This window comes from Streptomyces sp. NPDC046862 (assembly GCF_040704615.1).
GTDB lineage: Bacteria > Actinomycetota > Actinomycetes > Streptomycetales > Streptomycetaceae > Streptomyces.
Genome location: NZ_JBEYXP010000060.1, coordinates 40,212 through 65,336, shown reverse-complemented (window position 1 = coordinate 65,336; position 25,125 = coordinate 40,212). Strand labels below are relative to the sequence as shown.

Annotated in this window: 22 protein-coding genes; 5 read left to right on the top strand and 17 right to left on the bottom strand. The window is 70.9% G+C overall.

Translation table 11 applies throughout. From position 1 onward, the window contains the following. Nucleotides 1-131: 131 nt before the first annotated feature. Entirely contained in the window at nt 132-845 is a 714-nt protein-coding gene (locus AB0959_RS44050) for a FadR/GntR family transcriptional regulator (RefSeq protein ID WP_366832501.1), read from the top strand. 34 nt (nt 846-879) lie between these two features. Here the strand turns inward: AB0959_RS44050 and AB0959_RS44045 are convergent, their stop codons facing one another. From AB0959_RS44045 to AB0959_RS44030, 4 genes are all read right to left on the bottom strand, one after another. Next, nucleotides 880-1,764 (bottom strand): NUDIX domain-containing protein, encoded by an 885-nt coding sequence (locus AB0959_RS44045; protein ID WP_366832500.1) that lies wholly within the window; start codon nt 1,762-1,764, stop codon nt 880-882. 85 nt (nt 1,765-1,849) lie between these two features. Beyond that, nucleotides 1,850-2,479 carry a hypothetical protein gene (locus tag AB0959_RS44040; protein ID WP_366832521.1) on the bottom strand — a complete coding sequence of 210 codons (630 nt, stop codon included), beginning with the start codon at nt 2,477-2,479 and terminating at the stop codon, nt 1,850-1,852. 35 nt (nt 2,480-2,514) lie between these two features. Next, nucleotides 2,515-2,919, bottom strand: coding sequence for a VOC family protein (locus AB0959_RS44035; protein WP_366832499.1), 405 nt, complete (start codon nt 2,917-2,919; stop codon nt 2,515-2,517). 45 nt (nt 2,920-2,964) lie between these two features. Then, a complete protein-coding gene (locus AB0959_RS44030) occupies nt 2,965-4,812 on the bottom strand; it encodes a family 20 glycosylhydrolase (RefSeq protein ID WP_366832498.1) in 1,848 nt (615 codons plus the stop codon). A gap of 250 nt (nt 4,813-5,062) precedes the next feature. Between AB0959_RS44030 and AB0959_RS44025 the strand changes: the two genes are divergently transcribed. Further along, nucleotides 5,063-6,409, top strand: coding sequence for an amidase family protein (locus AB0959_RS44025; RefSeq protein ID WP_366832497.1), 1,347 nt, complete (start codon nt 5,063-5,065; stop codon nt 6,407-6,409). A 33-nt stretch (nt 6,410-6,442) separates the two neighbouring features. Here AB0959_RS44025 and AB0959_RS44020 read toward each other — a convergent pair whose 3' ends face one another. From AB0959_RS44020 to AB0959_RS44010, 3 genes are all read right to left on the bottom strand, one after another. Further along, nucleotides 6,443-7,081, bottom strand: a complete 639-nt coding sequence (locus tag AB0959_RS44020) for a LysE family translocator (protein ID WP_366832496.1) — start codon at nt 7,079-7,081, stop codon at nt 6,443-6,445. An 88-nt stretch (nt 7,082-7,169) separates the two neighbouring features. Then, nucleotides 7,170-7,652, bottom strand: coding sequence for a GNAT family N-acetyltransferase (locus tag AB0959_RS44015; protein WP_366832495.1), 483 nt, complete (start codon nt 7,650-7,652; stop codon nt 7,170-7,172). Between the two features lie 54 nt (nt 7,653-7,706). Continuing rightward, the gene (locus AB0959_RS44010; protein ID WP_366832494.1) at nt 7,707-7,883 is read right to left on the bottom strand and encodes a hypothetical protein; all 177 of its coding nucleotides are present in this window, start codon (nt 7,881-7,883) and stop codon (nt 7,707-7,709) included. 471 nt (nt 7,884-8,354) lie between these two features. Here AB0959_RS44010 and AB0959_RS44005 point away from each other — a divergent pair, with 471 nt between their 5' ends. After that, on the top strand, nt 8,355-9,206 hold the full coding sequence (locus AB0959_RS44005; RefSeq protein ID WP_366832493.1) for an SDR family oxidoreductase: 852 nt from the start codon (nt 8,355-8,357) through the stop codon (nt 9,204-9,206). A 17-nt stretch (nt 9,207-9,223) separates the two neighbouring features. On the opposite strand, the gene AB0959_RS44000 is transcribed toward AB0959_RS44005, so the two are convergent. The 8 genes from AB0959_RS44000 to AB0959_RS43965 form a co-directional block, all read right to left on the bottom strand. Continuing rightward, nucleotides 9,224-9,457: a hypothetical protein gene (locus AB0959_RS44000; protein WP_366832492.1), complete on the bottom strand. Its 234-nt coding sequence runs from the start codon at nt 9,455-9,457 to the stop codon at nt 9,224-9,226. Between the two features lie 74 nt (nt 9,458-9,531). Next, nucleotides 9,532-11,028: an SDR family NAD(P)-dependent oxidoreductase gene (locus AB0959_RS43995; RefSeq protein WP_366832491.1), complete on the bottom strand. Its 1,497-nt coding sequence runs from the start codon at nt 11,026-11,028 to the stop codon at nt 9,532-9,534. Between the two features lie 123 nt (nt 11,029-11,151). Further along, nucleotides 11,152-12,489 carry a wax ester/triacylglycerol synthase family O-acyltransferase gene (locus AB0959_RS43990; protein ID WP_366832490.1) on the bottom strand — a complete coding sequence of 446 codons (1,338 nt, stop codon included), beginning with the start codon at nt 12,487-12,489 and terminating at the stop codon, nt 11,152-11,154. A gap of 253 nt (nt 12,490-12,742) precedes the next feature. Further along, nucleotides 12,743-15,370, bottom strand: a complete 2,628-nt coding sequence (locus AB0959_RS43985) for a PA14 domain-containing protein (protein WP_366832489.1) — start codon at nt 15,368-15,370, stop codon at nt 12,743-12,745. Nucleotides 15,371-15,649: 279 nt separating this feature from the next. Next, nucleotides 15,650-16,138, bottom strand: coding sequence for an SPW repeat protein (locus tag AB0959_RS43980; protein ID WP_366832520.1), 489 nt, complete (start codon nt 16,136-16,138; stop codon nt 15,650-15,652). A gap of 168 nt (nt 16,139-16,306) precedes the next feature. Then, on the bottom strand, nt 16,307-17,527 hold the full coding sequence (gene glgC / locus AB0959_RS43975; protein ID WP_366832488.1) for a glucose-1-phosphate adenylyltransferase: 1,221 nt from the start codon (nt 17,525-17,527) through the stop codon (nt 16,307-16,309). A gap of 61 nt (nt 17,528-17,588) precedes the next feature. Next, nucleotides 17,589-18,740, bottom strand: coding sequence for a glycogen synthase (gene glgA, locus AB0959_RS43970; protein ID WP_366832487.1), 1,152 nt, complete (start codon nt 18,738-18,740; stop codon nt 17,589-17,591). Between the two features lie 102 nt (nt 18,741-18,842). Next, nucleotides 18,843-19,604, bottom strand: a complete 762-nt coding sequence (locus tag AB0959_RS43965; RefSeq protein WP_366832486.1) for a (2Fe-2S)-binding protein — start codon at nt 19,602-19,604, stop codon at nt 18,843-18,845. Nucleotides 19,605-19,832: 228 nt separating this feature from the next. On the opposite strand from AB0959_RS43965, the gene AB0959_RS43960 reads away from it, so the two are divergent. Further along, nucleotides 19,833-20,987 (top strand): DMT family transporter, encoded by a 1,155-nt coding sequence (locus tag AB0959_RS43960; RefSeq protein WP_366832485.1) that lies wholly within the window; start codon nt 19,833-19,835, stop codon nt 20,985-20,987. A gap of 91 nt (nt 20,988-21,078) precedes the next feature. Here the strand turns inward: AB0959_RS43960 and AB0959_RS43955 are convergent, their stop codons facing one another. Then, on the bottom strand, nt 21,079-22,239 hold the full coding sequence (locus tag AB0959_RS43955; RefSeq protein WP_366832484.1) for a transglycosylase family protein: 1,161 nt from the start codon (nt 22,237-22,239) through the stop codon (nt 21,079-21,081). Nucleotides 22,240-22,549: 310 nt separating this feature from the next. Here AB0959_RS43955 and gndA point away from each other — a divergent pair, with 310 nt between their 5' ends. Then, the gene (gene gndA, locus AB0959_RS43950) at nt 22,550-23,989 is read left to right on the top strand and encodes an NADP-dependent phosphogluconate dehydrogenase (RefSeq protein ID WP_366832483.1); all 1,440 of its coding nucleotides are present in this window, start codon (nt 22,550-22,552) and stop codon (nt 23,987-23,989) included. Between the two features lie 592 nt (nt 23,990-24,581). Here gndA and panD read toward each other — a convergent pair. Next, entirely contained in the window at nt 24,582-25,001 is a 420-nt protein-coding gene (panD, locus tag AB0959_RS43945) for an aspartate 1-decarboxylase (protein ID WP_366832482.1), read from the bottom strand. Nucleotides 25,002-25,125 lie beyond the last annotated feature (124 nt).

The window sequence follows — 25,125 nt, the reverse complement described above, 5'->3', positions numbered from 1 at the left end:
TGCCACGCATATTTATCAGACCACTTCCCCTCCACAACACCCTCCTACGCCAATTTTCCCCGCTATTCGGCGCTAGTGGTCCGACCACCTGGCTGGTTAGACTTCCGCGCACGGACAACAGGAGGAGTGGCGTGGACGAGACCCAGAGCGAGGCCGCTCCGCAGAAGGGCACGGTGACGCAGCGCGCCATCGAGCGCATCAAGGCGATGATCGCCGAGGGGCGCCTGGAGCCGGGCCAGCGGTTGCCCACCGAGCGCGACCTCGCGGTCCAGCTGGGCATCTCGCGCAGCTCGATGCGCGAGGCGATCCGGGCGCTCACGGTCCTCGGGGTACTGGAGGCGCGCCACGGCTCGGGCATCTACGTCACCCAGCTGGAGGCCGGGGACCTGCTGGAGACCTTCGGTGTGGTCGCCGACCTCTCCCGCGGACCCCGTCTGGTCGAACTGCTCGAAGTACGCCGCATCCTGGAGTCGACGGCGACCGCGCTGGCCGCCGCCCGCATCACCGAGGACCAGCTCGCGGAGGTCGAGAAGCATCTGACCGCGATGAACGCCACGGACGACCCCGAGGAGATCCTCGCCCACGACCTCGCCTTCCACCGCGAGATCGCGGCCGCCGCGGGCAACGAGACGATGGCCGCGATCCTGGAGGGCCTGTCCTCCCGCACCTTCCGCGCCCGCGTCTGGCGCGGCTACCAGGAGGAAGGCGCCTTCGCCCGCACCCGCCGCGAGCACGCCGCCATCCACCGCGCCCTCCTCGCCCACGACCCGGAGGCGGCACGAGCGGCCGCAGCCGCACACGTGGGCGAGGTGGAGCAGTGGCTACGCACGCAACTCAGGGAATGACACGCCGAGTCGCCCCGGTCCGCCGGTTCGGCGCTCAAACCCAGCCCATCTCGGTGTAGAGGCGGCCCGCTCGGATTCCCTCGATCGCCGTGCGGGTGTACGGCACGACGTTGTCGGGGAGGTCGCGCGGATCCCACCACCTCCACGCCAGGCACTTGTCCGGTTCCCGCACCTCCGGCTCGCCCTCCCACGAGCGTGCCCGGAAGATCATCTGCATACGCGGTTGTCTCCCCGGCCCGTTGCTCATGTGGACGACGTGGACCAGCTCGACGTCCTCGGGCCGGATCAGCAGCCCGCCTTCTTCGCGGGCCTCCCGGACGACACCGGTGATCGCGCTCTCCCGTTCGCAGTGCCCGGCGAGGAAGTGCCACGTCCTGCCGGCGTACGCACAGTCGGGGTGGCGCAGACCGAGCAGGACCGCGCCGTGCTCGTTCTCCAGGTAGAGGTGCACTCCGATGACGTTGGGGACGGTCCCGCGATCCGTGGTGGCCTGCGCGCCGGACCGCTGCGCGACATGGCGACGCACCAGATCGAGGGTCGACGGGCTCATCCGCAGCCGGGGCATGATCTCCGGCGCGAACCAGCGCAGCATGACCCCTTCGGTGAGCCGCAGCGCGTCGGGGTCGCCGTTCCAGCGGCCCGCGAAGACCTGGATGGAAACGGTCAGGCCGTCGGCACCCGTCGCGTGCTCCACCTGGAAGGGTTCGAGGACCGGCAGGTCCAGGCCCGCTTCCTCCATCAGCTCCCGACGGGCCGTCTCCTCCAGCGACCGGTCGCCGGGTGTGCGGCCGCCACCGAGGAGGGACCACGCCCCGGGCTCCCAGATGCCGGGGATGTGGTCCCTCAGGTGCAGGAGATACTCACCCGCGTCGTTCACGATCAGCACCGACGCGTTCCACGGCACCTCGGTGTCGCTCACCGACGTGCCTTCCTGAGCCGAGGCCAATGGGTCCCCCCTTGAGGTCGCGCGGAAGTTCGATGTCGCCGAAACGGTGACCCGCGGGTCAGGTGCTGCGGCTCCACAGGGTCAGGTCGCTGCTCGTCGCGACGGCGAGAGTATGCCCCGAGGGGGAGAAACCGACCGCTCGCAGCTCCGAGTAGTACGAGTGGAAGATATGCCACCATCGCTCGCCGTGCGGACCGGGGTGGGGCAGCCCGCTGCCTTTGGACAACAGCACGCGGTCGTTCGGCCAGGCGGGGCTGACGACGTCCAACCCCCAGCCGTCGCCGGTCGTGTGGTGCAGGCCACCGCCGTAGATCCCGGCGATGGGCACCTGGGTGCCGGCGACCGGCCCCAGACCGGGGCACGAGAGGTCGCGCGCTTCGTCCGCCGTGCCGTCCTCGAAGTCGGGATCCCGGTCACGCGCGACCTTTTCCCCGGTGACCGCGTCGAAGAGCCCGTGTCCCTCGGTCGAGACGACCATCACCAGGTCCTGACCGATCTCGGGGTGCGCCGCGAAGCCGATGCCGAGCAGGCCGCCGACGGGGACACAGGGCTCGAAGACCGGCCGCCAGGGATCGGGTGCCGGCATGACGGGGGCGGCGAGCATCCGGTCCCGCAGCTCCTCCTGATACGGGGACAGCCCTGTCGCGCCGCCTCTCGACGGGAAAGCCGGTGTCGTGTTCCGTTTCATCACCGCGCCATGGTGCACGACACGGCAGGTGGGCACTAATAGGACTGCAGCTCCACGAGCGTTCCTTCCGGTGAACGCACATGCGCGGTACGCAGGTTGGGGCCCCAGTCGGGGCGGTCCTGGGCCCCGGCGAGGACGGACGCGCCGTGCCTGCTCAGGGAGTTCGCCGCGTCGGCGACGTCGTCGACGCGCAGGACCAGCATCGTCGAGTCCCGGGCGGGTACGGCCGACGGCAGGCCGTCCGTGCCGGCGGCCTGGGCGAGGGCCTCGCGTGAGAACAGGGCGAGGACCGTCTCACCGGCCAGGTCCCAGCTGGCGTAGCCCGCCGCGGGCACCACGTTGGCGGGTTCGATGCCCAGGAGGTCCCGGAGCGCTGCCGTCCAGAAGCGGGCGGCGGTGTCGAAGTCCTCCACGAGCAGACGGGGATACAAGGCATCCATGCGCGTGATCGTAGTCCTGGGACATGTGCTGGGCGCCGGCCCCTCTCAGCGGGCCGTCACCTGCCACACGGCGGGCGTGCGCTGGTCCGGCGGGTACTGGACGAGGCCCCCGTCGTCCGTGACGTGCACGGCCATGCGGGTGATCGCGTTGACGAGTTCGTAGCCTCCGGGGGCGGGCACGGGCACCCAGCGCTGCAGGGTGTTCGAGGCGGCGCAGGTCTCCTCGGTGACGGCGCTCCCTGGTTCCAGCGGCACGTTGAGGGTGAGCCTGCCACTGCGCGTCTCGAGGCACCTGCCGTTCGTGGCGGACTTCAGGGTCACGTAGCCGTCGGGGGTGCGTGCGACCTGGAGATCGCGCGTCACGCCGCCGCTGCGGAAGCCGTACGTCCCGTCGGCGAGGGGCACGCGGGTCAGGTCACGCCATCCGGGGGCGTGGCCCACGGCTCGCGCGCGGGCCGTGAATCCGGCGTACGTGGCGTCCGGGTGGGGCGATCCCCAGGTGGCCTGGGCGATGTGCCTGAGGGCCGGGTCGAGGGAGACGGCGACCTCGTTCTCGGTCTCGCCGCGTCCGTTGTCCGGCCACAGGCTGATCTTCGCCCCGGTGACCCCGGTGCGCGAGGTGAGCTTCTCGCCCTCGAAGCCGCGCGGGTCCCAGCTCTGGTCGTACAGGCCCTTGGTGTCCGAGTGGAAGCCGCCGCGCACCAGGTAGAGGGAGTACGAGGCGTTCATCAGCGGGTAGCCCCGCGCGATCAGCTCGCTCGGTTTCACCGCCACGTTCAGCCAGTGCTCGATGGTCGTGCCCGCCGTGACCGGCACGGTGTTGGCGCCGGTGAGCCCGTCGTTCCAGATGCGGAGCTTCTTGCCCTTGGCCGCCGCGTACGCGTGGACGCGGTTGACGAAGTCGATGAAGGCGTCCTGCGGGGTGGCGTTGGCACCGTACTTCTGGCGCGCGTAGGCGAGGACCTGCGGGTACTTGGCGAAGTCGGAGCCGAGCATGTACTCGTCGGCGCCCATGTGCCAGGAGGTGGCCGGGAAGACCTGGGCGTACTCGTCGATCAGGCTCGTGTAGTAGTCGAAGGCGGCCTGCTGGGTGACGTCGAGGCGGGAGGGCTGCCTGACGCCGTCGGAGTCGGTGAGTTGCAGGTCGGGGCGGTTCTCGATCCAGGGGTCCATGTGGCCCGGGGAGTTGATCTCCGGGATGATCTCCACGTGGTACTTCTCGCCGAGGGCGACGAGGCGGCGGATCTCGTCCTTGGTGTAGTAGCCCCAGGTGTTGGCCTCGGGATGGGCGTCGCTCTTCACCTTGAGTTCGAGCAGGAGCTGGTTGAGCTTCTGGTACGCCATGTCGCGCACCAGGTTCTCCAGCCACTCGGTGGAGATGTGGATGTAGCAGGCGCAGACGCCGACGCCGCGTTCCTTGTACTCGGGCACGTCCACGGTGCGTCCGGCGGGCACGCGGTCACCTTGGGCGAGGAGCTGGAGCAGGGTCCGGGTGCCGTAGAAGGCACCGGTGTCCGTCCTGCCGGTGATGAACAGGCGGGAGCCGGCGCGGAGTTCGTACCCCTCGGCTCCCAGACGCGCCGCCGAGGGGTCGACGTCGACAACGATGTCCCCGGTGCGTGGCGCGACGTCCCGGACGACGGGGACGGCACCGCGGCCCGCCGCACGCAGATCGTCGGCGAGGGTGTCCGCGACCTCGCGCGACTCCCGGTCGAGGGCGATGACGCGGGTACCGCGCGTGAACGCGTAGCTCCCCTCTCCGGGCACCCAGTTGGACAGTGCGGGCACCGTGACGGGTGGCGGCCCCGCCTTCTGCGTCTGGGCCACGGCCGGAACGGGCGCCGCGAGCAGCACCAGCCCCGCCACGGCACCGACCACTCTGGACCACGCCATTTGGCGCCACCTCACAGGCAGTTCGCAGTCATCGGATGACTGATCCTTGGAGGGCGAGGCCCTCGTTGTCAACGGTGCGGGCGTGCACGGCAGTTGCACCGCACATCGACAGAAGGGGACAAAATCATCGGATGTCGCACTGACGATCGAGGAACAGACTCTCGACGTAGCGCCTCCGGCAGGGCACAGTGCTCCTCGTACACGTCGGCTACTGGCGAGTACGTCCATGTCTCACGCACAGGGAGCGCCCGTGACCAGCTGGGTCGGCCGTACCGCCGCCGAGATCGCCGCCGCCGTACGCGAGAAGCGGATCACGCCCCGTGAGGTGGTGGCGGAGCACCTCGCCCGGATCGAGCTGCTGGACGCCCGCGTCGGGGCGTTCCGCACGGTCCGGGCACAGGCGGCCCTGGCCGAGGCGGACGAGGTGGCGGACCGCGCCGATCTGGCCGATCTTCCCCTCGCGGGCGTGCCCGTGGCCGTCAAGGACAACCTCGCCGTACGGGGCGAGTCGACGCGCGTCGGCAGCGCGGCGACGCCGGACACACCGGCCCGGGAGGACCATGTCACGGTGGCCCGGCTGCGTGCGGCGGGCGCCGTGGTGGTGGGCCTCACGAACGTGCCCGAGCTGTGCGTCTTCGGCACGTCGGAGAGCGTCCACGGCATCGCGCGCAACCCGTGGGACACCACGCGCACGGCGGGCGGCTCGTCCGGCGGCAGCGCGGCGGCGGTCGCCGCCGGGATGGTGCCGATCGCGCTCGGCAACGACGGGATGGGCTCGCTGCGCATACCCGCCGCCAACTGCGGTCTGATCACCCTCAAGCCGGGCTCCGGCGTGGTCCCGGCGGGCATCAGCGACGGCGACTGGTTCGGCATGTCCGAGAACGGGCCGCTCGCGACCACGGCCGAGGACACCCGGCTGATGTTCTCGGTGCTCGCGGACGCGCCGGACGCGGCCGGCCCGGCCGGGCCCGCGACCCGCAGGATCGCGGTGTCCGTCCGCAGCCCGCTGCTCGGCGTCACCGTCAGCCGCCCGTACACGACGGCTGCGCGCGAGGCGGCGAAGGTGCTGTCCGGTGCGGGCCACCGGGTGCGCCGCGCCGATCCTCCGTACCCGCTCTGGCTGGGCACGACGTCGCTGGCGCACTGGACGGCGGGCACGTCGGTGGACGCCCAGGGCCTCGATCCCCGGCTCCTCGCCCGCCGCACCCGGGTCCACGCGGCCGTGGGCCGCCGCTTCGTCCGGAGCGTGCGCGAGGGCGACCGGCGTGAGCAACTGCGCCGCCGTATGGAGCCGTTCTTCGCCGAGCACGATGTGCTGCTCACTCCGACGCTGGCCCGGCGCGGTCCGGCCGCCGCGCCCTGGCACGAGCGCGGCTGGCTGCGCAACGTGCTGGCCAACTCCACCTATTCGCCACTGACACCACCGTGGAACCTGACCGGCTGGCCGGCGATGTCGGTGCCGTTCGGCATCCTGCCGAACGGAGCGCCCTGCGCCGTCCAGCTCGTGGGCCGGCCCGGCAGCGAGCCCGACCTCCTCGCCGTCGCGGGCCAGTTGGAGGAGCTGCACCCCTGGCAACGCACGGCACCCTTGTCCTGACCGAACGCCGGGGATCGACCGGCCGTAGGCTCCCTAGTCCTTGCGGCCGGTCGCGGCGACCGTGACCCCGAGGCCGATCATCGTCAGTCCGCCCACTCCGCCGACCAGTGACAGCCGCTCGGGGGAGCGGGCGAACCAGTCCCGCGCGGTGGCCGCGACGAGCCCCCACAGGCTGTCGCAGGTCACCGCGATGGTGTTGAAGACGAGCCCGAGGAACAGCATCTGGAGCACGACATGTCCTTGGGCGCGGTCCACGAACTGAGGCAGCACGGCGGCGAAGAACACGATGGTCTTGGGGTTGGCCACACCGACCAGGAACCCTTCCCACAGCGTGCGGCCGCTGCCGTGCGGGACGGAGTCGGTGTCGAACGCGGCCCGCAGCGAGCCCCGTTGACGCCATGCTTTGACGCCGAGGTACACCAGGTAGGCGGCGCCCACCAGCTTCAGCGCCGTGAAGACGAGCACCGAACGCTCCACCACGGAACCGATGCCCAGCGCGACCGCGATCACGAGCACGTACGCACCCGCCGTGTTGCCCACCACGGTGGTGAGCGCGGCCCGGCGTCCCTGGGCGAGGGCCCGCCCGATCACGAACAGCACGCTGGGGCCGGGGATCACGATCAGCAGGAACGACATGGCCGCGAAGGCGAGAAGACGGTCGGTGGGCACCATGGGCTCATGCAAGCACGGCGGGGACACGCGCCCCCAGTGGTTTTCCGGCGGGCCGGAGACGACGGCCGGGCGCGCTCGGTACGCCGGGTCACAGGGCCCGGTGCATGACGTGCAACCCGACCCGCCCGTGCCGGGGATGCGCGTACGCCTCCGGCACGGTGCCGAGCACGGTGAAGCCGAGCGATGTCCACAGCCGCACGGCGGGGTTGGTCTCGACGACGGCGTTGAACACCATGGCGCGGTAGCCCTCGGCCCTGGCCGCGGACAGGACGTGTTCGGCGAGGGCGCGGCCGATGCCGCGCCCTCCGTGGTCGGGGTCCACCATGAAGCCGGCGTTGGCGACGGAGGCCGCGGGACCGGCGTAGTTGGGGGTGAGGTAGGCGGAGCCGACGACGGCTCCGGCGGCGTCCTCGGCGACGTACACGCGCTTGGCGGGCGCCATCCACAGGGCGCGAGCGGCTTCTTCGGAGGTGTCCGGATCCCAGGTGTAGGTCTCACCGGCGGCGACGATGCGGTGCCAGAAGGGCCAGATGCGCGGCCAGTCCTCGGCCGTGGCTTCTCTGATCAGCATGTGCGCGAGTCTGGCACGTCCGTGCCGCCGGCGATCGCGATGGTCCTGCCCTGATCAGTCCACGCTGGGGAGGATGTGGGGCTCCGCGAGGTCTTCCTCGTACCCAGCGAGACGGATGGGGGCGGACCTGGCCCACACGTCGAGGCTGCCGAGGTCCTTCTTGGGCCGGCGGCCCACGCGCTCCGTACGATCCTTGGGGCGCTGATCGCGATTGCTCTTCTCCGGTGTCACCGCGCACTCCTTATGTGTCGGGTCACCCTCGGGACCGGCCGGCTCACCGTACTGCCGTGCGCTGGGCGCCCGCTGGGTGTGGTGTGGAAATGGTTCGGACGCGGTGGCGCCTGTCGAGTTGTGGCGAGATCAGCCGTGGTGACCGGCTTGTCCCGGGACGGACTGGGTGTGGGTGGAACCCATATAAGGCTGTCCGTCGGCTACAGAGTACCCATTTGAGCGGATGAGCGCTCGATGGGGCCGAAAACACGAGGTAACTGTCTTGAGTCGTTCCGTGTCCGGCCCACGACGGAACGGCACGGCCGCCGGTCAGGGCGCCGCAGTTGACGTCGGGGAGCCGTCATTCCCTCTGATGGACCAACGGCGGGCGCTGTCACGCCGGGAAACGGGATCCCGATTCAGCCATCGGCCCGCGCGCACACCCTCGTCGCCGGTCTGTGAACTGACGGTCCGTCATGAGACGCTCCGCGGATGACCTCACCGTACGGACTCCAGGGCCGGGCCGCGATCGTCACCGGGGGCTCGCGCGGGATCGGACTGGCCGTCGCCGAGGCCCTGGTGGCGGCCGGTGCGCGTGTGTGCGTCACGGCGCGTGACGCGGAGGGTGTGGCGCGGGCGGCCGACCGGCTCGGCGGCGTCGGGCTGGCGGGGTCCGTGGCCGACCCGGAGCATCTGCGGGCACTGACCGGGCTGGCGCTGCGCGAGTTCGGCCGCATCGACCTCGTCGTCAACAACGCGGGCACGAACGAGCCGTACGGGCCGCTCATGGACGTCGATCCCGACCGCTGGCGCGACGCCTTCGCCGTCAACGTCGAGGCACCGCTGCGGCTGGTGCAGCATGCGTGGCGGGCGTGGATGGGCGAACATGGTGGGGCCGTGGTCAACGTCTGCACCGAGGGCGCCACCCACGTCGGTCCGCACGTCGGCGCCTACGGCACCAGCAAGGCCGCCCTGCTGCACCTCACCCAGCAGCTCGCCGGCGAGCTGGCGCCGACGGTACGGGTCAACTCCGTCTCCCCCGGCCTCGTGCGCACCGACATGGCACGGTTCGTGTGGGAGGGCGCGGAGGAGGAACTCTCCGCGGGGCTTCCACTGGGCCGCCTGGGCACGCCCGAGGACATAGCCAGGGCGGTCGTGTGGCTGGCCTCGGACGCGGCGGAGTGGGTCACGGGGGCGGATCTGCTGGTGGACGGTGGGACCCGGGTCAGGCCGGCGTACGCCTCTCCCACGCGCACCTCCCCCGCGCACGCCTCTCCCCCGTACGGCTCTCCCACGTACGCCGTCCACGACCGCCTGCGGTCGCAGTCACCACCTCGGTCGTGACCGCGACCGCCCGTCTCTCACGGGAACAGGGCGATCCCCGCGAAGATCACCAGGAAGACGAAGGCGACGAGGAGGATCGTGCCCCACGTCCAGGGGTGTTTCACAGGGCTTGTAGGGCCTCCACCGCGGGGCCGGTCCTCCGGCAGCACGGGGTTGGCCGGACGGTCGCTCGCGTAGAACTCCTCGTCGGTCGGATACACGTTCCGCGGATCGTCGAGGCTCCGCGGATCGATGTCGCGTGGATTGTTCATGGCAACTCCTGGCGCGGTCCTCACCAGGGCCGGGTACCCCGGCGGATGCCTTCAGGCGCGTCAGGGGCTACGGGTCACCACTTCCCGGGCGCGTAGTCCTTCAGGAAGACGCCGTACAGGTCTTCGCCCTGCTCACCGCGCACAATCGGATCGTAGACCCGGGCCGCGCCGTCCACCAGGTCGAGCGGGGCGTGGAAGCCGGCCTCGGCGAGGCGCAGCTTGTCGTAGTGGGGGCGTTCGTCGGTGATCCAGCCGGTGTCGACGGAGGTCATGAGGATGCCGTCGGTCTGGAACATCTCCTGGCCGCTGGTCCGGGTGACCATGTTCATGGCAGCTTTGGCGGCGTTGGTGTTCGGGTGGCCGGCGCCCTTGTAGCCGCGGCCGAAGACGCCCTCCATCGCCGAGACGTTCACGACGTAGGCGCGCTTGCTGGACGCCTTGCGCGCGGCCTCGGCCATCGCCTGGCGCAGCTTGCTGATCAGGATGAACGGCGACGTGTAGTTGCACAGCTGGGTCTCGAGAAGTTCCACCGGGGAGATCTGCTCGATGGTCTGCACCCAGGTGTTGCTGTCGACCACGTCCGGGACCAGGCCGCCCGCGTCGATGGCGGTGCCGTCCACGTGCCGGGCGAGGCTGGCGTTGCCCGCGACCAGGGCGAGGTCGGCGACCTTCTGGGCGTCGAGGCCGCTGGTGCCGATAGGCAGGGCGGCCAGGCCGTCGACCGCGCCGGAGTTGAAGGCACCGATGACGTGATGGGCGGGGAGTTCCCCGGCGGGCAGCGGCGCGCTCTCGCCCTCGACCAGGGCGGCGTAGGCGGAGGGCAGCCGCCGTACGGTCTGGGTCGCGTTGTTGACGAGGATGTCGAGCGGGCCCGCCTCGGCGACCTGGTCGGCGAGGGCCACGGCCTGGGCCGGGTCGCGCAGGTCGATGCCGACGACCTCCAGGCGGTGCATCCAGTCGCCGGAGTCGTCCATGGCCTTGAAACGGCGGATGGCGTCCTTCGGGAAGCGCGTGGTGATCGTGGTGTGGGCGCCGTCGCGCAGCAGCCGCAGCGCGATGTACATGCCGATCTTGGCGCGGCCCCCGGTGAGCAGGGCGCGCTTGCCGGTGAGGTCGGCGCGGGCGTCGCGCTTGGCACGGTTCGTGCGCGCGCAGTCCGGACAGAGCTGGTGGTAGAAGTAGTCGACCTCGACGAACCGGGCCTTGCAGGTGTAGCAGGAGCGCGGGCGCTGGAGTATCCCCGCGACCCTGCCCTCCTCGGTGTGCGACGACGGCAGCAGACCCTCGGTCTCGTCGTCGATGCGCTGGGCGGAGCCGGTGGCGGTGGCCTCGGTGACCGCCTTGTCGTGCGCGGTCTTGGCGGCCCTGCGCTCCTGGCGGCGGCGCTGCTTGACCGTGCGGTAGATGCCCGCGGTGGCCCGGCGCACGGCGATCGCGTCCGGGTGGTCGACCTCCAGCTTGTCGAGTTCCTCCAGCACACCGAGGCAGACCGCCAGCCGCTCCGGGTCGATGCCGGGGCCGTACGACGACACCTCGTCCATGGTCGCCGGGCCGTCCTCTGTCACCGTCATCGCCGCTGTCGCTTCCTGGTCACCCGTCGCGGCGCTCCTTCCGCGCTCGCTGTCGAACGCGGCATTGTACGAAGCGCCGGGCCGGGTGGCCAAACCCGCTCGGTTACGGGACGCGGGGACCGGTCACGGAGCGCAGGCGTCGAGCAGCGTCTCCACCTCCGCGGTGACGGACTCGGCGAACCGGTCGAGGTCGGGTACGGCCTCGGCGTCGGCGACGAGCCCGTAGTGCACGTGGCCGCGGTAGGTCGAGATCGCGACCGCCAGGGACTGGCCGCGGGCCAGCGGCGCGAACGGGTAGACCTCGCTGAGCGCGTGCCCGCCGAGCCTCAGTCCGAGGCCGGGCAGCGGCACGCTGGTGACGAGGATGTCGAACCAGAGCCGGGCCGCCTGGCTGACCAGCGGTCCGCCGAGCCGGTGGGCGAGCGGCGGCACGTGGTCGGCGAGCAGCGCGACGGCGCCCGCGCCCCGGTTGGGGCCGGCGTCCTTGTTGCGGTCCATGGCGTTACGGACCGTGGCGAGGCGGCCGAGCGGCTCCGGTTCGTCGACGGGGAGCCGTATCAGGTAGCCGGAGAGCCGGTTGCCCTGTGGGTGCGCGGTGCGGGGGCGGCGCTTGGAGACGGGGATCAGGGCGCGGGGTGCCACGCCCTCACTGCCGTCCCCGCGCTCGTCCAGCCAGCGGCGCAGGGCGCCCGCGACGATCGCGATCAGGACGTCGTTGACGGTGCCGCCGACCGCCTTGCGCACGGTGTGCACCTCGTCGAGGTCCAGCACGACACCGGCGGTGCGGCGGGTTCCGCTGGACCGGGAGGTGAGCGCGGGGCAGGGGCGTACGTCCAGGGTGGAGCGGGCGACGGAGGCGCCGATGTCGAGGGCGCGGCCCACGTCGGAGAGGGCGCCGCGCACGAGCCCCGGCAGCCGGCGTACGTCGGGCAGGAGCCCGCGCGGGGGCTCTACGGGCCGGGGGCGGGGCGCGGGCATGTCCATCGGGTCCAGGACGGCGGCGGCGAGCGTCAGGGCGCGCAGGCCGTCGGCCAGGGCGTGATGGAACTTGAAGAGCACGGCGAACGCGGTGCCGTCCTCACCGGGCAGCACGTGGGCCTCCCACGGTGGCCGCTCGCGCTCCAGCGGGCGCTCCATGAGGCCGCCGGCCACCGCGTGGAAGTCCGCGGTCGGGGCGTGCAGCCTGACGTGGTTCATGGGGTCGAAGTCCGGGGTGGGCTCGCGGACGGCACCGCCGAAGCCGGTCGGGAAGGAGGGGGCGAGCGGCCGCCACACGTCCCGGATCCGCATGCGCAGCCCCGGCACGGCGGCGGCGCGGGCCGCGAGCAGGTCGGCCGCGTGGACGCCGGCGGTGGGCGAGTGGGCCGCGAAGACCCCGAGGGCACCGAGGTGCATCGGGTGCTCGGCGGACTCGATGTTCCAGAACGCCAGGTCGAGTGGTGCGAGCAGGTCGGAAGTCATGGCTTGCCTCACGTCGACGAAGTGTGGAAACCAGCAGTCAAACGCCGACAAGCGATTACGGTCAAGTACGATCAGGCTACACACAGTTAACAGCAGATTAAGTCCCGCCCCTCCGAAAGGGGCGGGACTCATGAGGCGCCTGTGGTGGTGTCGGCGCAGGTGGCGTCACCCTCGCAAACACACCCCACCCGTTCGGGCGCGGGCCGACCGTGAACGAGCGCGTGTCACTCGCCGCGTGGTCACCCGCCGCGCGTCACGGCGTCGGGCACCCCGCCGGAGCGGCGCGGGACGCGTCGCGGATCAGGGCCTCGTGCGCCGCCCTCAGCCTCCCGACGTCCGGCTTCATGACCGCGCGGTCGTAGGTCAGCAGTCCGTTCAACTCGCCCTCGACATCGGTGATCTGGGTGTAGACGGCGCCGTTGCTGCCCCGGCAGACCAGCGCGCGCACCTCGTCGAGCTTCTTGAGGTAGTCGTCGGTGTAAGTCGCCGGGTCGACGTCGACGTACGACTGCTGGACCGACCAGGCGTGCCCGGGTACCGCGAGGCCGAGACCTCCGTACTCGCCGCTGACGAGTGCCCGTTCCCCGTCGGGGCGGGGCGGGAGCGCCGGGCTCGGGTAGCCGTGCTCGTCCATGATGTCGCCGGTGCCGCCGTCGGCTCCGAGGTTGAGGCCCGACTGGCCGTTGACCAGCCGTGTCGGGTCCCAGGCCTTGGCCTGCTCGGCGATGCGGCCCATGTCGTACTGGCCCCAGCCCTCGTTGAAGGTGACCCACATGACGATCGACGGGCTGCTGATGTGCTCGTCGATCATCTCCTTCATCTCGCGCTCGTACTCGGCGCGGGCCGCGGGGCTCGGGTTCACGCCGGCGGTCATCGCGGGCATGTCCTGCCAGACGAGCAGGCCCAGCCGGTCGGCCCAGTAGAACCAGCGGTCCGGCTCGACCTTGATGTGCTTGCGCACGGCGTTGAAGCCGAGCTTCTTGTGCGCCTTCAGGTCGTACGCGAGGGCCTCGTCGGTCGGGGCGGTGTGCAGACCGTCGGGCCAGAAGCCCTGGTCGAGCGTGGCCATCATGAAGACCGGCTCGCCGTTGAGGAGGGTGCGCGGGCTGCCGTTCACCTTCTCCACGGACACGGAGCGCATCCCGAAGTAGCTGCCGACGCGGTCGGCGCCCACGCTCACCTTCAGGTCGTAGAGGAACGGGTCGTCGGGCGACCACAGGTGCGGGTCGCGGACGGTCAGGGTCAGCGGGCTGCCGGTGCGTCCGCTCGCCGTGGCGACCTTGCGCCCGCGGTCGTACGCCGTCGCCGTGATCCGTACGCCGTCGCGCACGCCCTTGGCCTCGACGGTGAGCTTGCCTGTCTCGGCGTCCGGGATCAGCTTGAGGGAGTCGACGTGGTCGGGTGCGACCGGCTCCATCCACACCGTCTGCCAGATGCCGGACGACGGCGTGTACCAGATGCCGCTCGGGTCCAGGCGCTGCTTGCCCAGCGGCGGGTTCTCCCCGTTCGCGGCGTCGGTCGGGTCGTACACACCGACGATGAGTTCCTGGGTGCGGCCGGGCTTCAGCGCGTCGGTGATGTCGGCGCTGAACTTGTCGTAGCCGCCCTCGTGCGCGGCGACCCTGGTGCCGTTGACAAGGACCTCGCTCCGCCAGTCCACAGCCCCGAAATTGAGCCGCAGCCGCTTGCCGGAGCCGATGCGCCAGTCGCGGGGAACCGTGAAGGTGCGGCGATACCACATGCGGTCCTCGTGCCGCTGGACCCCGGAGAGCTGGGACTCCACCGGGTACGGGACGAGGATGCGCTCCTTGAGGGTCTTGCCGACGGGCGGTCGCTCACCCGCTTCGGCCGCCGCGAACTGCCACCGCCCGTTGAGGTTCCGCCAGTCCTCGCGCGTGAGCTGGGGCCGGGGGTACTCCGGGAGGGCGTTGTCCGGTCCCACCTCGTCGGCCCAGCGGGTGCGCAGTTCGTACGTGGAGCGGTTGGGGCCGCTGCTCCAGAACTCCCTGACAACGTTGCCGTCGACACCCGTGAGGCCGCCCCGGCCGTCGTAGTGGAGGTCGGTGGCGCCGCGTGCGGTGCCGGTCTTGTTGCCGACGACAGGTTGTTTCAGGGCCACTAGCAGGGCCTTCGGGTCGGCGGGATCCGGCCTGGCGGCGCCCAGGGGCCACTCGGCGCCGCCGATCACCGCGGTGAGGTGCTCGGTGAGGCCGGCGGGGGGCGCGGCGAGGTCCTGTGCGAAGTCCAGCTTCAGTGTGCGGCCGTCGCCCTGGACCGTGGCCGCGACGGCGCCGTCGTAGTCGAAGCCGTCGGGCAGGCGGAACGCGGACTGCGGGACGGGCTGCTTGCCGGCGCCCGGCTGGGTCCAGCGCAGGTGGAAGTTGGAGCCACCGTAGTGCTCGAAGTACTCGACCTTGATGTCGTAGGCCTTGCCCGCGGTCAACTCGACGGGCTCCGCGCTCTGTTCACGGTCCCAGTCGTCGACCCAGTGGTCGATGGCGATCCTTCCGTCGATCCAGAGCCTGAAGCCGTTGTCGGCGGTGATCGAGAAGGTGTGGGCTCCGGTCTTCTCCGGCACGATCTTCCCGGTCCAGCGGACGCTGACGTCGTCCGACCGGCCGGTGGAGGCGGCCAGGCGCGGCTCCAGGTTGTCGATGTCGAGGTTCGGCTCGAAGCGGGTGGCCTTCAGCTCGTGGAAGTCGAAGACGCCCGGTGCGGACTGCGTGTAGTACTCGCCCTTCAGGCCGCGGACCTCGTCGGGGTCGTCGTCCGCGGCGGCGGTCGCGGTCGGCACGGCGGTGAGTCCCGTGATCCCGAGGGCGACCGCGAGAAGTAACACCAGCGGTAACGCGAGTCGGTCTCTGAGTCGTCTGATGCGCACGGATCCCCCTTGGGGTGAGGATGGGTGGCGGCTCGTTGCTCAGTTCGGTGCCAGTTCGTTGTTCAGTTCTCAGCGGTACAACGTTGTCACGAACGGCAGTTGGCATGACAACACGGATTCCGCTTGCCGTCCAGGTCTGGACCGGGACGCGTGGCCGGGATTTCACGTCGACCGGTGGAACGAAAATCGGCGCGGAACGCGGCCGTGCTGCGCCGCGTCCCGCGCCGACCTCTGTGTCGCGCCGGGCACTCACCTCAGAGCATGGACTGTCGCTGGATCTCAGGAACCGGAGCCCCCTTCGTACGGTGCGGTCCGCCGGTTCTCGTACGGTGCGGCCTGCTGACCGCGCGAACTGCGCGCGCTGACCATCGCGACGATGGTGGCGGCGATTCCCAGCACGAGAGCGATCACGCCCACGAGGACGTTGTTGACTATGGTCTTCGTGGTGTCGACGTTCCCGGAGATCGCCCACTGGCAAATGATCGTCCACACGCCCAGCGCACAGCCGGCCCACGCCATGCCGTGCGTCCGCTCGTAAGCCCGGCCGAAGCCGCCGCTCATGAGCAGCGCGTAGGCGATACCTACTATCAGGTTGTTGACGGTCAGGGTCGTGAAGTTGTTGAACCCGACGACCCAGGGAGAGATGGCGAGGTACACGCCGGTGAGCAGGGCCAGCGTCTCGATGGCCTGCCCGGCCACACTGGTCGTGGCGCGCTCCGCCTTCTCCTGACGACTTCGCATTTCGAGGATGTCGGGATGGGTTTCCATCGCCGACCGGGGAGTGGTCGTCACTCCCATCACCTCCTGGGGCTCACGGCACTCTTTCAACCCTCCAGGTACCCATAAGGTACCCATAAGAAGAAAATACCCATCATGGGGTGAAATGTCTGCACATGTCATGATCGCCCCGATTCGCCCGGGCCATCCCGACCGCTGCTACGGGACCCGCTGCCCCTTGCCCAGCGCGATCACCCCGCCCTTGGAGACCGTGTACAGCTCGGCGTCCCGCTCGGGATTGACGCCGATCGTCGCGCCCGGCGGCACCTCGACCCCCTTGTCGAGGACGGCGCCGCGTACGACCGCGCCCCGCCCGATGTGGACGTTGTCGTGCAGCACCGAGCCCTGGACGACGGCGCCTGGGTCGACCACGACACCGGGTGAGAGCACGGACCTCGTCACCTGCCCCCGGATCAGGCAGCCGGCGCTGATGATCGACTCGCTGGCCATGCCGCCCGCGTTGAAGCGGGCCGGGGAGAGCTGGCCCGAGTGCGTGTAGATGGGCCAGCTGCGGTTGTAGAGGTTGAAGGTGGGGCGCTCGGCGATGAGGTCCATGTGCGCGTCGTAGTACGCGTCCAGGGTGCCGACGTCGCGCCAGTAGCCCCGGTCGCGGTTGGTCTCGCCGGGCACGTGGTTGGCGCTGAAGTCGTACAGCTGGGCCTCGCCGCGATCGGTGAGCTGGGGCAGGATCGATCCGCCCATGTCGTGGACGGAGTCCTCGTCCTCGGCGTCCCGCTGGAGCGCCTCCACCAGGGCCTTGGTGGTGAAGATGTAGTTGCCCATCGAGGCGAACACGCACTCGGGGTCGTCCGCCAGGCCCGGCGGGTCGGCGGGCTTCTCCAGGAAGCGCTCGACGATCTGCCCGTCCGAGCCGGGGGTGATCACGCCGAACGACGACGACTCGGCACGCGGCACCCGTATCCCCGCGACCGTGACGCCCGCCCCGCCCTCGATGTGCTGCTGCAGCATCTGCCGCGGGTCCATGCGGTAGACGTGGTCGGCGCCGAACACCGCGACGTAGTCGGGCTGTTCGTCGTACACCAGGTTCAGCGACTGCAGGATGGCGTCCGCGCTGCCGAGGTACCAGCGCGGACCGAGCCGCTGCTGCGCCGGGACCGGCGTGACGTAGTTGCCGAGCAGGCTCGACATCCGCCAGGTCGTGGTGATGTGGCGGTCCAGCGAGTGCGACTTGTACTGCGTCAGGACGCAGATCCGCAGGATGTCCGCGTTGACGAGGTTGGAGAGTACGAAGTCGACGAGGCGGTACGTGCCGCCGAAGGTCACCGCGGGTTTCGCGCGGTCGGCGGTCAGGGGCATCAGCCGCTTGCCCTCGCCACCCGCCAGTACGATTCCCAGTACCGAAGGTCCACCGCGTCGCATGCCGCCGCCCCTCTACGCCCGTTGTGCCGCTGTGCTCTGCCCTGCCCGCTGCCTGCCCCTGTTACCCCTGTTTGAGGACTTCCTCGTACAGATGAACAGTGCGCCGGGCCACGGTGTCCCAGCCGAACTCCCGTACCGCGCGGTCCCGTCCCGCCGCGCCCATGCGCGCGGCGGTCACCGGGTCGGCGATCATCGTGTCGAGGGCACGCGCGAGCTGCTCCTCGAAGTCCTCCCCCGTCGGCACGAGCAGCCCGGTCACACCGTCCTCGACGACCTCGGGGATGCCCCCGACGCGGGAGGCGACCACGGGTGTCCCGCACGCCATCGCCTCCAGGTTGACGATGCCCAGCGGTTCGTACACCGAGGGGCAGACGAACACGGCGGCACGGGTGAGGAGTTGGATGACCTCCGCGCGCGGCAGCATCTGCGGGATCCAGTGCACGCCCTCGCGCACGGACTTGAGTTCCTGGAAGAGGGCGCGGAACTCCTGGTCGATCTCCGGGGTGTCCGGGGCGCCCGCGCACAGCACCACCTGCGCGGCGGGGTCGATGTCCCGTACGGCGCGCAGGAGGTGGGGCACGCCCTTCTGGCGGGTGATCCGGCCGACGAACAGGACGTAGGGGCGGCCGGTGTCGAGGCCGTACCGGTCGAGGACGTCGGTGCCGTGGTCGGGCTGGTAGAGGGTGGTGTCGATGCCGTTGTGCACGACGCGCACCCGGTCGGGGTCGAGCGTCGGGTAGCAGCTGAGGATGTCCTCGCGCATGGCGCCGGACACGGCGATGACGGCGTCGGCGGCCTCGACGGCGGTGCGCTCGGCCCAGCTGGACAGCGCGTACCCGCCGCCGAGCTGCTCGGCCTTCCAGGGGCGCAGCGGCTCCAGTGAGTGGGCGGTCATCACGTGCGGGATGCCGTACAGCAGCTTGCCGAGGTGGCCGGCGAGGTTGGCGTACCAGGTGTGCGAGTGGACGAGTTCGCGGCCTTCGAGCGCGGCCGCGATGGACAGGTCCACGGAGAAGGTGCGCAGCGCGTCGTTGGCGCCGTCGAGCGTGGGCCAGGGGCGGTGGCGGACGACCCCGCCCGCGGCGCCCTCGCCCCAGCAGTGCACGTCCAGGTCGGTGAGCGACCTCAACTCCCGGGCCAGGAACTCGACATGAACTCCTGCCCCGCCGTACACGTCCGGCGGGTACTCCCGGGTCAGCAGGCCGACTCGCACCCGGAACCCCCTGTCTCAGCGGTTGCTTCCCACATGGTCACCCAGATGTGCCGGTGGGGGGAAGACCGCAATTTCCGGAAGGCCCCCGGCCCGGGCTCTCGTTCAGTGGTGGGGCGGGTGCTCGGAGTGGGGCGGCTGGTCGAAGTGGGGCGGGTGGTCGAAGCAGCAGTCGCCGCACAGGCCGCCGCGGGGCACCCGGTAGTAGAGGCAGCAGCTGCGGCGCCGCAGGGTGGCGGGGTCGAGGGTGTCCGACAGGGCGGGGTGCGCGAAGAGGTCCGCGGCCAGCCCACGGGCCCTGTCCCCCAGGTCCGTGCGCCCGTGGGTACGCCCCCAGCGGTCGAGCTGGCGCACGGCGCCCATGAGCGCGGAGCCCGCGTTGCCCCACAGCAGCCGCTCCGACATGCGCAGCCGCTCGTGCAGGACGCCCGCCAGCGGGACCAGGTGGCCCTCCAGGACGACCTCGCCGATCGCCTCGGCGGGCAGGGCGCGTACCTCGGTCAGCCACAGTTCGTCGGGGGCGCCGCCGTCCGGATCCCAGCGCAGCAGTCCTGGAGAGAGGTCGGGCACGTGGTCGTACAGGGCGGCGGATCCGAGGGCGACGGCCCACAGCCGGGCCACGAGTCCCTGGTGCGCGATGGAGACGGCGACGCGCCGCTCCGGCGCCCGCATACTGTCCGCGACCTTCCGGGCACGAAAAATTACGGGATCCGCGTAAACCTCGTCATGGCCCCCGCTTTCCCCGGCGGGCCGTGCCGTGTACGCGTGGGCGAGGGTGGGCAGCCGGCCGTCCGGCGGTTCTCCCGTGCGTAGTACGAAGAAGCCGCCGAGGGCGCGGAGCGCGGTGAGGTCGGGGTCGAGAGCCACGAACAGCAGTAGTACCAAGGCCCCTAGGGGGCTTCACCCGCAGGGCGGCGTACGGTGTCACCCACCTTTGGGATGACGGACGGCCGGTCCTACTCCAACGGCAGTAGGACCCAATGAGTGCTCAGGGACGACGACGCGGGCGTGTTCGCGAGGCATCGTTGTAACCATGGAAGCCGACCGTTCGCCGCGCCGGGCCAAGGGCCCCCGCCGCTCGCAGAGGAGCAGCTCATGAGCGCCCTCGCGTTGTCCGTGCTGCTGTCGTTCGTCTCCGCCGTCGCGTACGCGGGCGGGGCGATCGTGCAGGAGCAGGTCGCGGTGTCCTCCCCCGACAAGCCCTACGCACCGATGCGGAGGCCGGGTTGGTGGGCGGCCGTCGTGCTGAACGGCCTCGGTGGACTGCTGCACGTGGTCGCGCTGGCCTACGGCCCGCTGAGCCTGGTGCAGCCGCTGGGCGCGCTGACCATCGTGTGCGCGCTGCCGATGGCCGCGCTCTTCGTGGACCGCAGGGCCGGGGCGACGGCGTGGCGGGGCGCGATCATGGCCACGGTCGGTCTGGCGGGCCTGCTGTCGCTGGTCGGCGCGTCGGACGCGCAGTCCCTGGACAGCACCCAGCGCGTGGCGTTGGCCCTGGCCACCGGAGGCGCGGTGGTGGCGCTGATGGTGGCGGCGCGCGCGGCGCACCGGAACCCAGCGGTCCGCAGCATTCTCCTCGCTGTCGCATCAGGTGTCGCCTTCGGTATGTCGTCGGTGTTCACGAAGACGGTCGCGGTGGACTGGACGGGCGGGGTCTCCCTCGCCGATGTGCCGATGCTCGCGGTGATAGGCGTCCTCGCGACGGCCGGGATGCTGCTGTCGCAGGCCTCGTACCGGGGCGCCGGACTCGCCGCCCCGCTCGCCACGCTCACCGTGGTGAACCCGGTGGTGGCGGCCGCGGTGGGCCTCACGATGTTCGGCGAGACGTTCCGCTACGGCACGACCGGTACCGTCCTGGCGCTCGGCTGCGGTGTCGTCGCGGCGGGTGGCCTGATCCTGCTGACCACGGAGCGGATCGCGAGCACGCGGCCCGAGCCGGTGGACGCGACGGCTCCGGCCGGGGCCGACAGGGTGACGGCCGGTGTCCCGGCCGGTCAGGACCCCGCCGAGGAGCTGCTGGCCACGGCGCTGCCCGAGAAGCCCGTCGCCCCGGCGGTCCTCGGGGACGTCGGGGGTGTCGGGGCGATCCGGGAGGTACTCATCCCGGCCCCCGCGCTGGTGCCGCAGGAGGAGGCGTACGACGGACCGGGCCGGTCCGACGACCCGCCGCACTCCTACGGCCCCTTCTACGGCGGCCCGTATGTGCCGGTGCCGCTGCTCGACCGGCACCGCACCCGGGTCAAATCCTGATCGTCGGCAGCCAGCCGGTCCGTTGCACCCGTGGGCAGGACCGGCCGGCGGCAGGACGGCCGGCGTACGCCGAGCCGACGGCGGGACGGGATCAGACCCGGACCCCGCCGGCCCTGAGATAGCCGACCGGATCGATGTCGCTGCCGAACCCGGGCCCCGTCCGCACCTCGAAGTGCAGATGTGGGCCCGTACTGTTGCCCGTGGACCCGGAGCGGCCGATCCGCTGGCCGGCGCTCACGTTCTGCCCGGACTTCACGGAGATGGCCGACAGATGGGCGTACTGCGTGTAGCGGCCGTCGGCGTGCCGGATGACCACCTGGTAGCCGAACGAGCCGCCCCAGCCGGAGCTGACGACCTCGCCCGCCGCCACCGACTTCACGGTGGTGCCGGTGGCCACGGGGAAGTCGAGGCCGGTGTGGTAGCCCTTCGACCAGGAGGAGCCCGCGGCGCGGTAGGGCGTACCCGTCGAGGCGTTGACGGGGGCGACGAGGGAGGCCGACGTCCCCTTCTGCTCTTCCCGCTTCTTCGCCGGCTTCTCGTCCTCGGTGGCCTTTCGATGGCCGGATGAGGCTTCTTGCGTCGAGGAGTCTCCGCCGTGCGCCTTCGACCGCAGGTTCAGGTGCTGGCCCGGAACGATCAGATCCGGATCGGTGCCGATGGTCTTGCGGTTGGCCTGGTACAGCTTCTGCCAGCCGCCCCGTACCTTGCGCGAGTCGGCGATCTCGGAGAGCGTGTCGCCGCGTACGACGGTGTACATCTCCGCCGTGCCCGCCTGGGACTGGGGCGTGGTCTGCGGGGTGACGTCGCGGATCGTGCGCTTCGGCTTGGCAGCCGGGGCCGAGGCACCCTGGGGGCTGATGTCCGGTGTGTCGCCACCGCGGGTGAGGCCCGCGCGCACCGAGCACACCGGCCAGGCGCCGGGGCCCTGCCCCTTGAGGACCTTCTCGGCGACGGCGATCTGCTGGTCCCTGGTGGCCAGATCGGCGCGGGCCGCGTAGGCCGTGCCGCCGTACGCCTCCCAGGTCGACTGGGTGAACTGCAGCCCACCGTAATAGCCGTTGCCTGTGTTGATGCTCCAGTTGTTGGTGGACTCGCAGGCCGCGACCTTGTTCCATGTGCTCACGTCGGCGGCGTCCGCCACGCCGGTGCCTATGAGCGGGATCGCCATGCCGGCGCCACCTGCCGTGACGGTCAGCGAGGCCCGGTTGATCCTGTTCGGCTGGTACCGGCGGTGCCGACCGCGTACGGCCATCGAGATGCCCCCTCACATATGCCAGAAGCCGCAAAAGTAAGGGCTGGGAACAGGCCATGACAAGGCGGCATTCAGCCGCCCCAACGCGCCAACTGGCGAGTAAGCGACGCAGGTTCGGTTAGCAGTTGAGGCAGGTGGGGTCGTCTCTGCGTAATCAAGCCCGTCAGGCCGAGCGGTGCGATCGGCGCCACAGCACGTCAGGATGGTCAAAGAGGCGTTGCGAAGGGCAATACTGGCGGCACGAAACGGCACCACCGATATCAGGACCACCAGCACCACCGATACCAGGATCCATTGAGGAGCCAACCGTATGAGCACAACAGCCCAGATCGGCGTCACGGGTCTCGCGGTCATGGGGAGCAATCTCGCCCGCAACTTCGCGCGCAACGGCTACACCGTCGCCGTGCACAACCGCACCGCTTCCCGCACACACGCGCTGGTCAAGGAACACGGGCACGAGGGCGACTTCATCGCGGCCGAGTCCGCCAAGGACTTCGTGGCGGCGCTGGAGCGACCGCGACGCCTGGTTGTCATGGTGAAGGCGGGCGGCCCGACCGACGCGGTGATCGAGGAGTTCGCCCCGCTCCTGGAGCCGGGCGACATGATCATCGACGGTGGCAACGCGCACTTCGCCGACACCCGTCGCCGCGAGGCGGCCCTGCGCGAGCAGGGCATCCACTTCGTGGGCGCGGGCATCTCCGGCGGCGAGGAGGGCGCCCTCAACGGGCCGAGCATCATGCCGGGCGGCCCGGTCGAGTCGTACGACTCGCTCGGCCCGATGCTGGAGAAGATCTCCGCGAAGGCGGCCGACGGGGCGCCGTGTGTGACGCACGTGGGCCCGGACGGCGCCGGTCACTTCGTGAAGATGGTGCACAACGGCATCGAGTACGCCGACATGCAGCTGATCGGCGAGGCGTACCAGCTGCTGCGCGACGTCGCCGGCTACACCCCCGCGCAGATCGCCGAGATCTTCCGCACGTGGAACACCGGCCGTCTTGACTCGTACCTGATCGAGATCACGGCCGAGGTGCTGGCCCACGTGGACGCGGCGACGGGCAAGCCGTTCGTGGACGTCGTCCAGGACCAGGCCGAGCAGAAGGGCACGGGCCGCTGGACCGTGCAGATCGCGCTGGACCTGGGCGTCCCCGTGTCCGGTATCGCCGAAGCGGTGTTCGCGCGCTCGCTCTCGGGCCACAGCGCACTGCGTGAGGCCTCACGCGGACTGGCGGGCCCGAAGCCCGAGGCGCTGAGCGCCGCCGAGGCGGGCGCTTTCGCGGACCGGGTGGAGCAGGCGCTGTACGCGTCGAAGATCGTGTCGTACACGCAGGGCTTCCACGAGATCACCGCGGCCACCGAGGAGTACGACTGGAACATCGACCTCGGCAAGGTCGCCTCCATCTGGCGCGGCGGCTGCATCATCCGCGCGGCCTTCCTGGACCGCATCCGCTCCGCGTACGACACCCGGCCCGATCTGCCGAGCCTGCTGTCGGACAACACGTTCGCGCAGGAGATCGCCGCCGCGCAGGACGACTGGCGCGAGGTGATCATCGCGGCCACCCGGCAGGGCGTGCCGACGCCTGGCTTCGCGGCGGCGCTCGCCTACTACGACGCGCTGCGTGCCGAGCGGCTGCCCGCCGCGCTGACGCAGGGGCAGCGTGACTACTTCGGGGCGCACACGTACCGCAGGACGGACCGGGAGGGGTCGTTCCACACGCTGTGGGGGCAGGACCGGTCGGAAGTCGAGGCGTAGGCGCTCCGCTGGGGGCGCCGTTCGAGGGGTGCGGGTTGTTCTGCCTGCGCGGGTAGGCCGTGGTTTTTTGCGCGGTTCCCCGCGCCCCTGGAGTTCGGGGCTGCGGGTCGTTCTGCCTGCGCGGGCAGACCGCGGTTTTTTGCGCAGTTCCCCGCGCCCCTGATTTTGCTGCACGCCGTCTTGCAGCTGCGGGTTGTTCGGGGCTCGTGAATGGGCCCGGCGTGGTATGTGCCTCGCCGGGCCCTCGGGTTGTCCTGGGGAACGTGCGGCTGATCCGTCACGATCCCCCGCATGGGTTCAGGAAAGCGGTGGCCCCGGTTGGGGCTCCGGTACCGGGTCGGGGCCCGGAGGCTGCGGGATCGGAGACGGGCTTGGCTCCGGGGAGGGGCGCGGTTCCGGGTTGGGGTCCGGCGGGCCGGGAGCGGGCCCCGGTTCCGGGAACGGCTCCGGGCGGTCGGGCCCCGGCCCCGGAGTCGGCCCTGGCTTCACCGGGTCGGGGTGCGGATGCGTCATGGTGTCCTCCAGCCATGCGATGCGTCGGCTCTGGACTTGACACCCGGGTACCCGGAGCGTGGGCGGGCAGTCACCCTGCTCACACCGTGACGGCCTGCGGGCTGCGCTCCTGGTCCGAGCCCGGAACCGGCTCGGAGGGGTCCGCGCCGAGGGCCACGATGCGGTTGTCGCGCTCCACGTGCACGACCCGGGGCTTCAGGGAGCGGGCCTCGGCGTCGGAGACCTGCGCGTAGCTGATGATGATCACCAGGTCCCCGGGGTGGACGAGGTGGGCCGCGGCCCCGTTGATCCCGACGACCCCCGAGCCGCGCTCGCCCTCGATGACGTACGTCTCCAGGCGGGCGCCGTTGGTGATGTCGACGATGTGCACGAGTTCGCCGGGCAACAGGTCGGCGGCGTCGAGGAGATCGGCGTCGATGGTCACCGATCCCACGTAGTGCAGGTCGGCCTGGGTGACGGTGGCGCGGTGGATCTTGGACTTGAACATGGTACGAAGCACGGCGAACTCCCGACTTGTCTGCTCCCTGCCCGCTTTGTGCAGGTCAAGGGCGGTGTTCGGAGACTACAGCGATGCACGGGTCCGGGTCAGCCGTCTTCAGGTGTCTCGGCACTCACATTTCGGC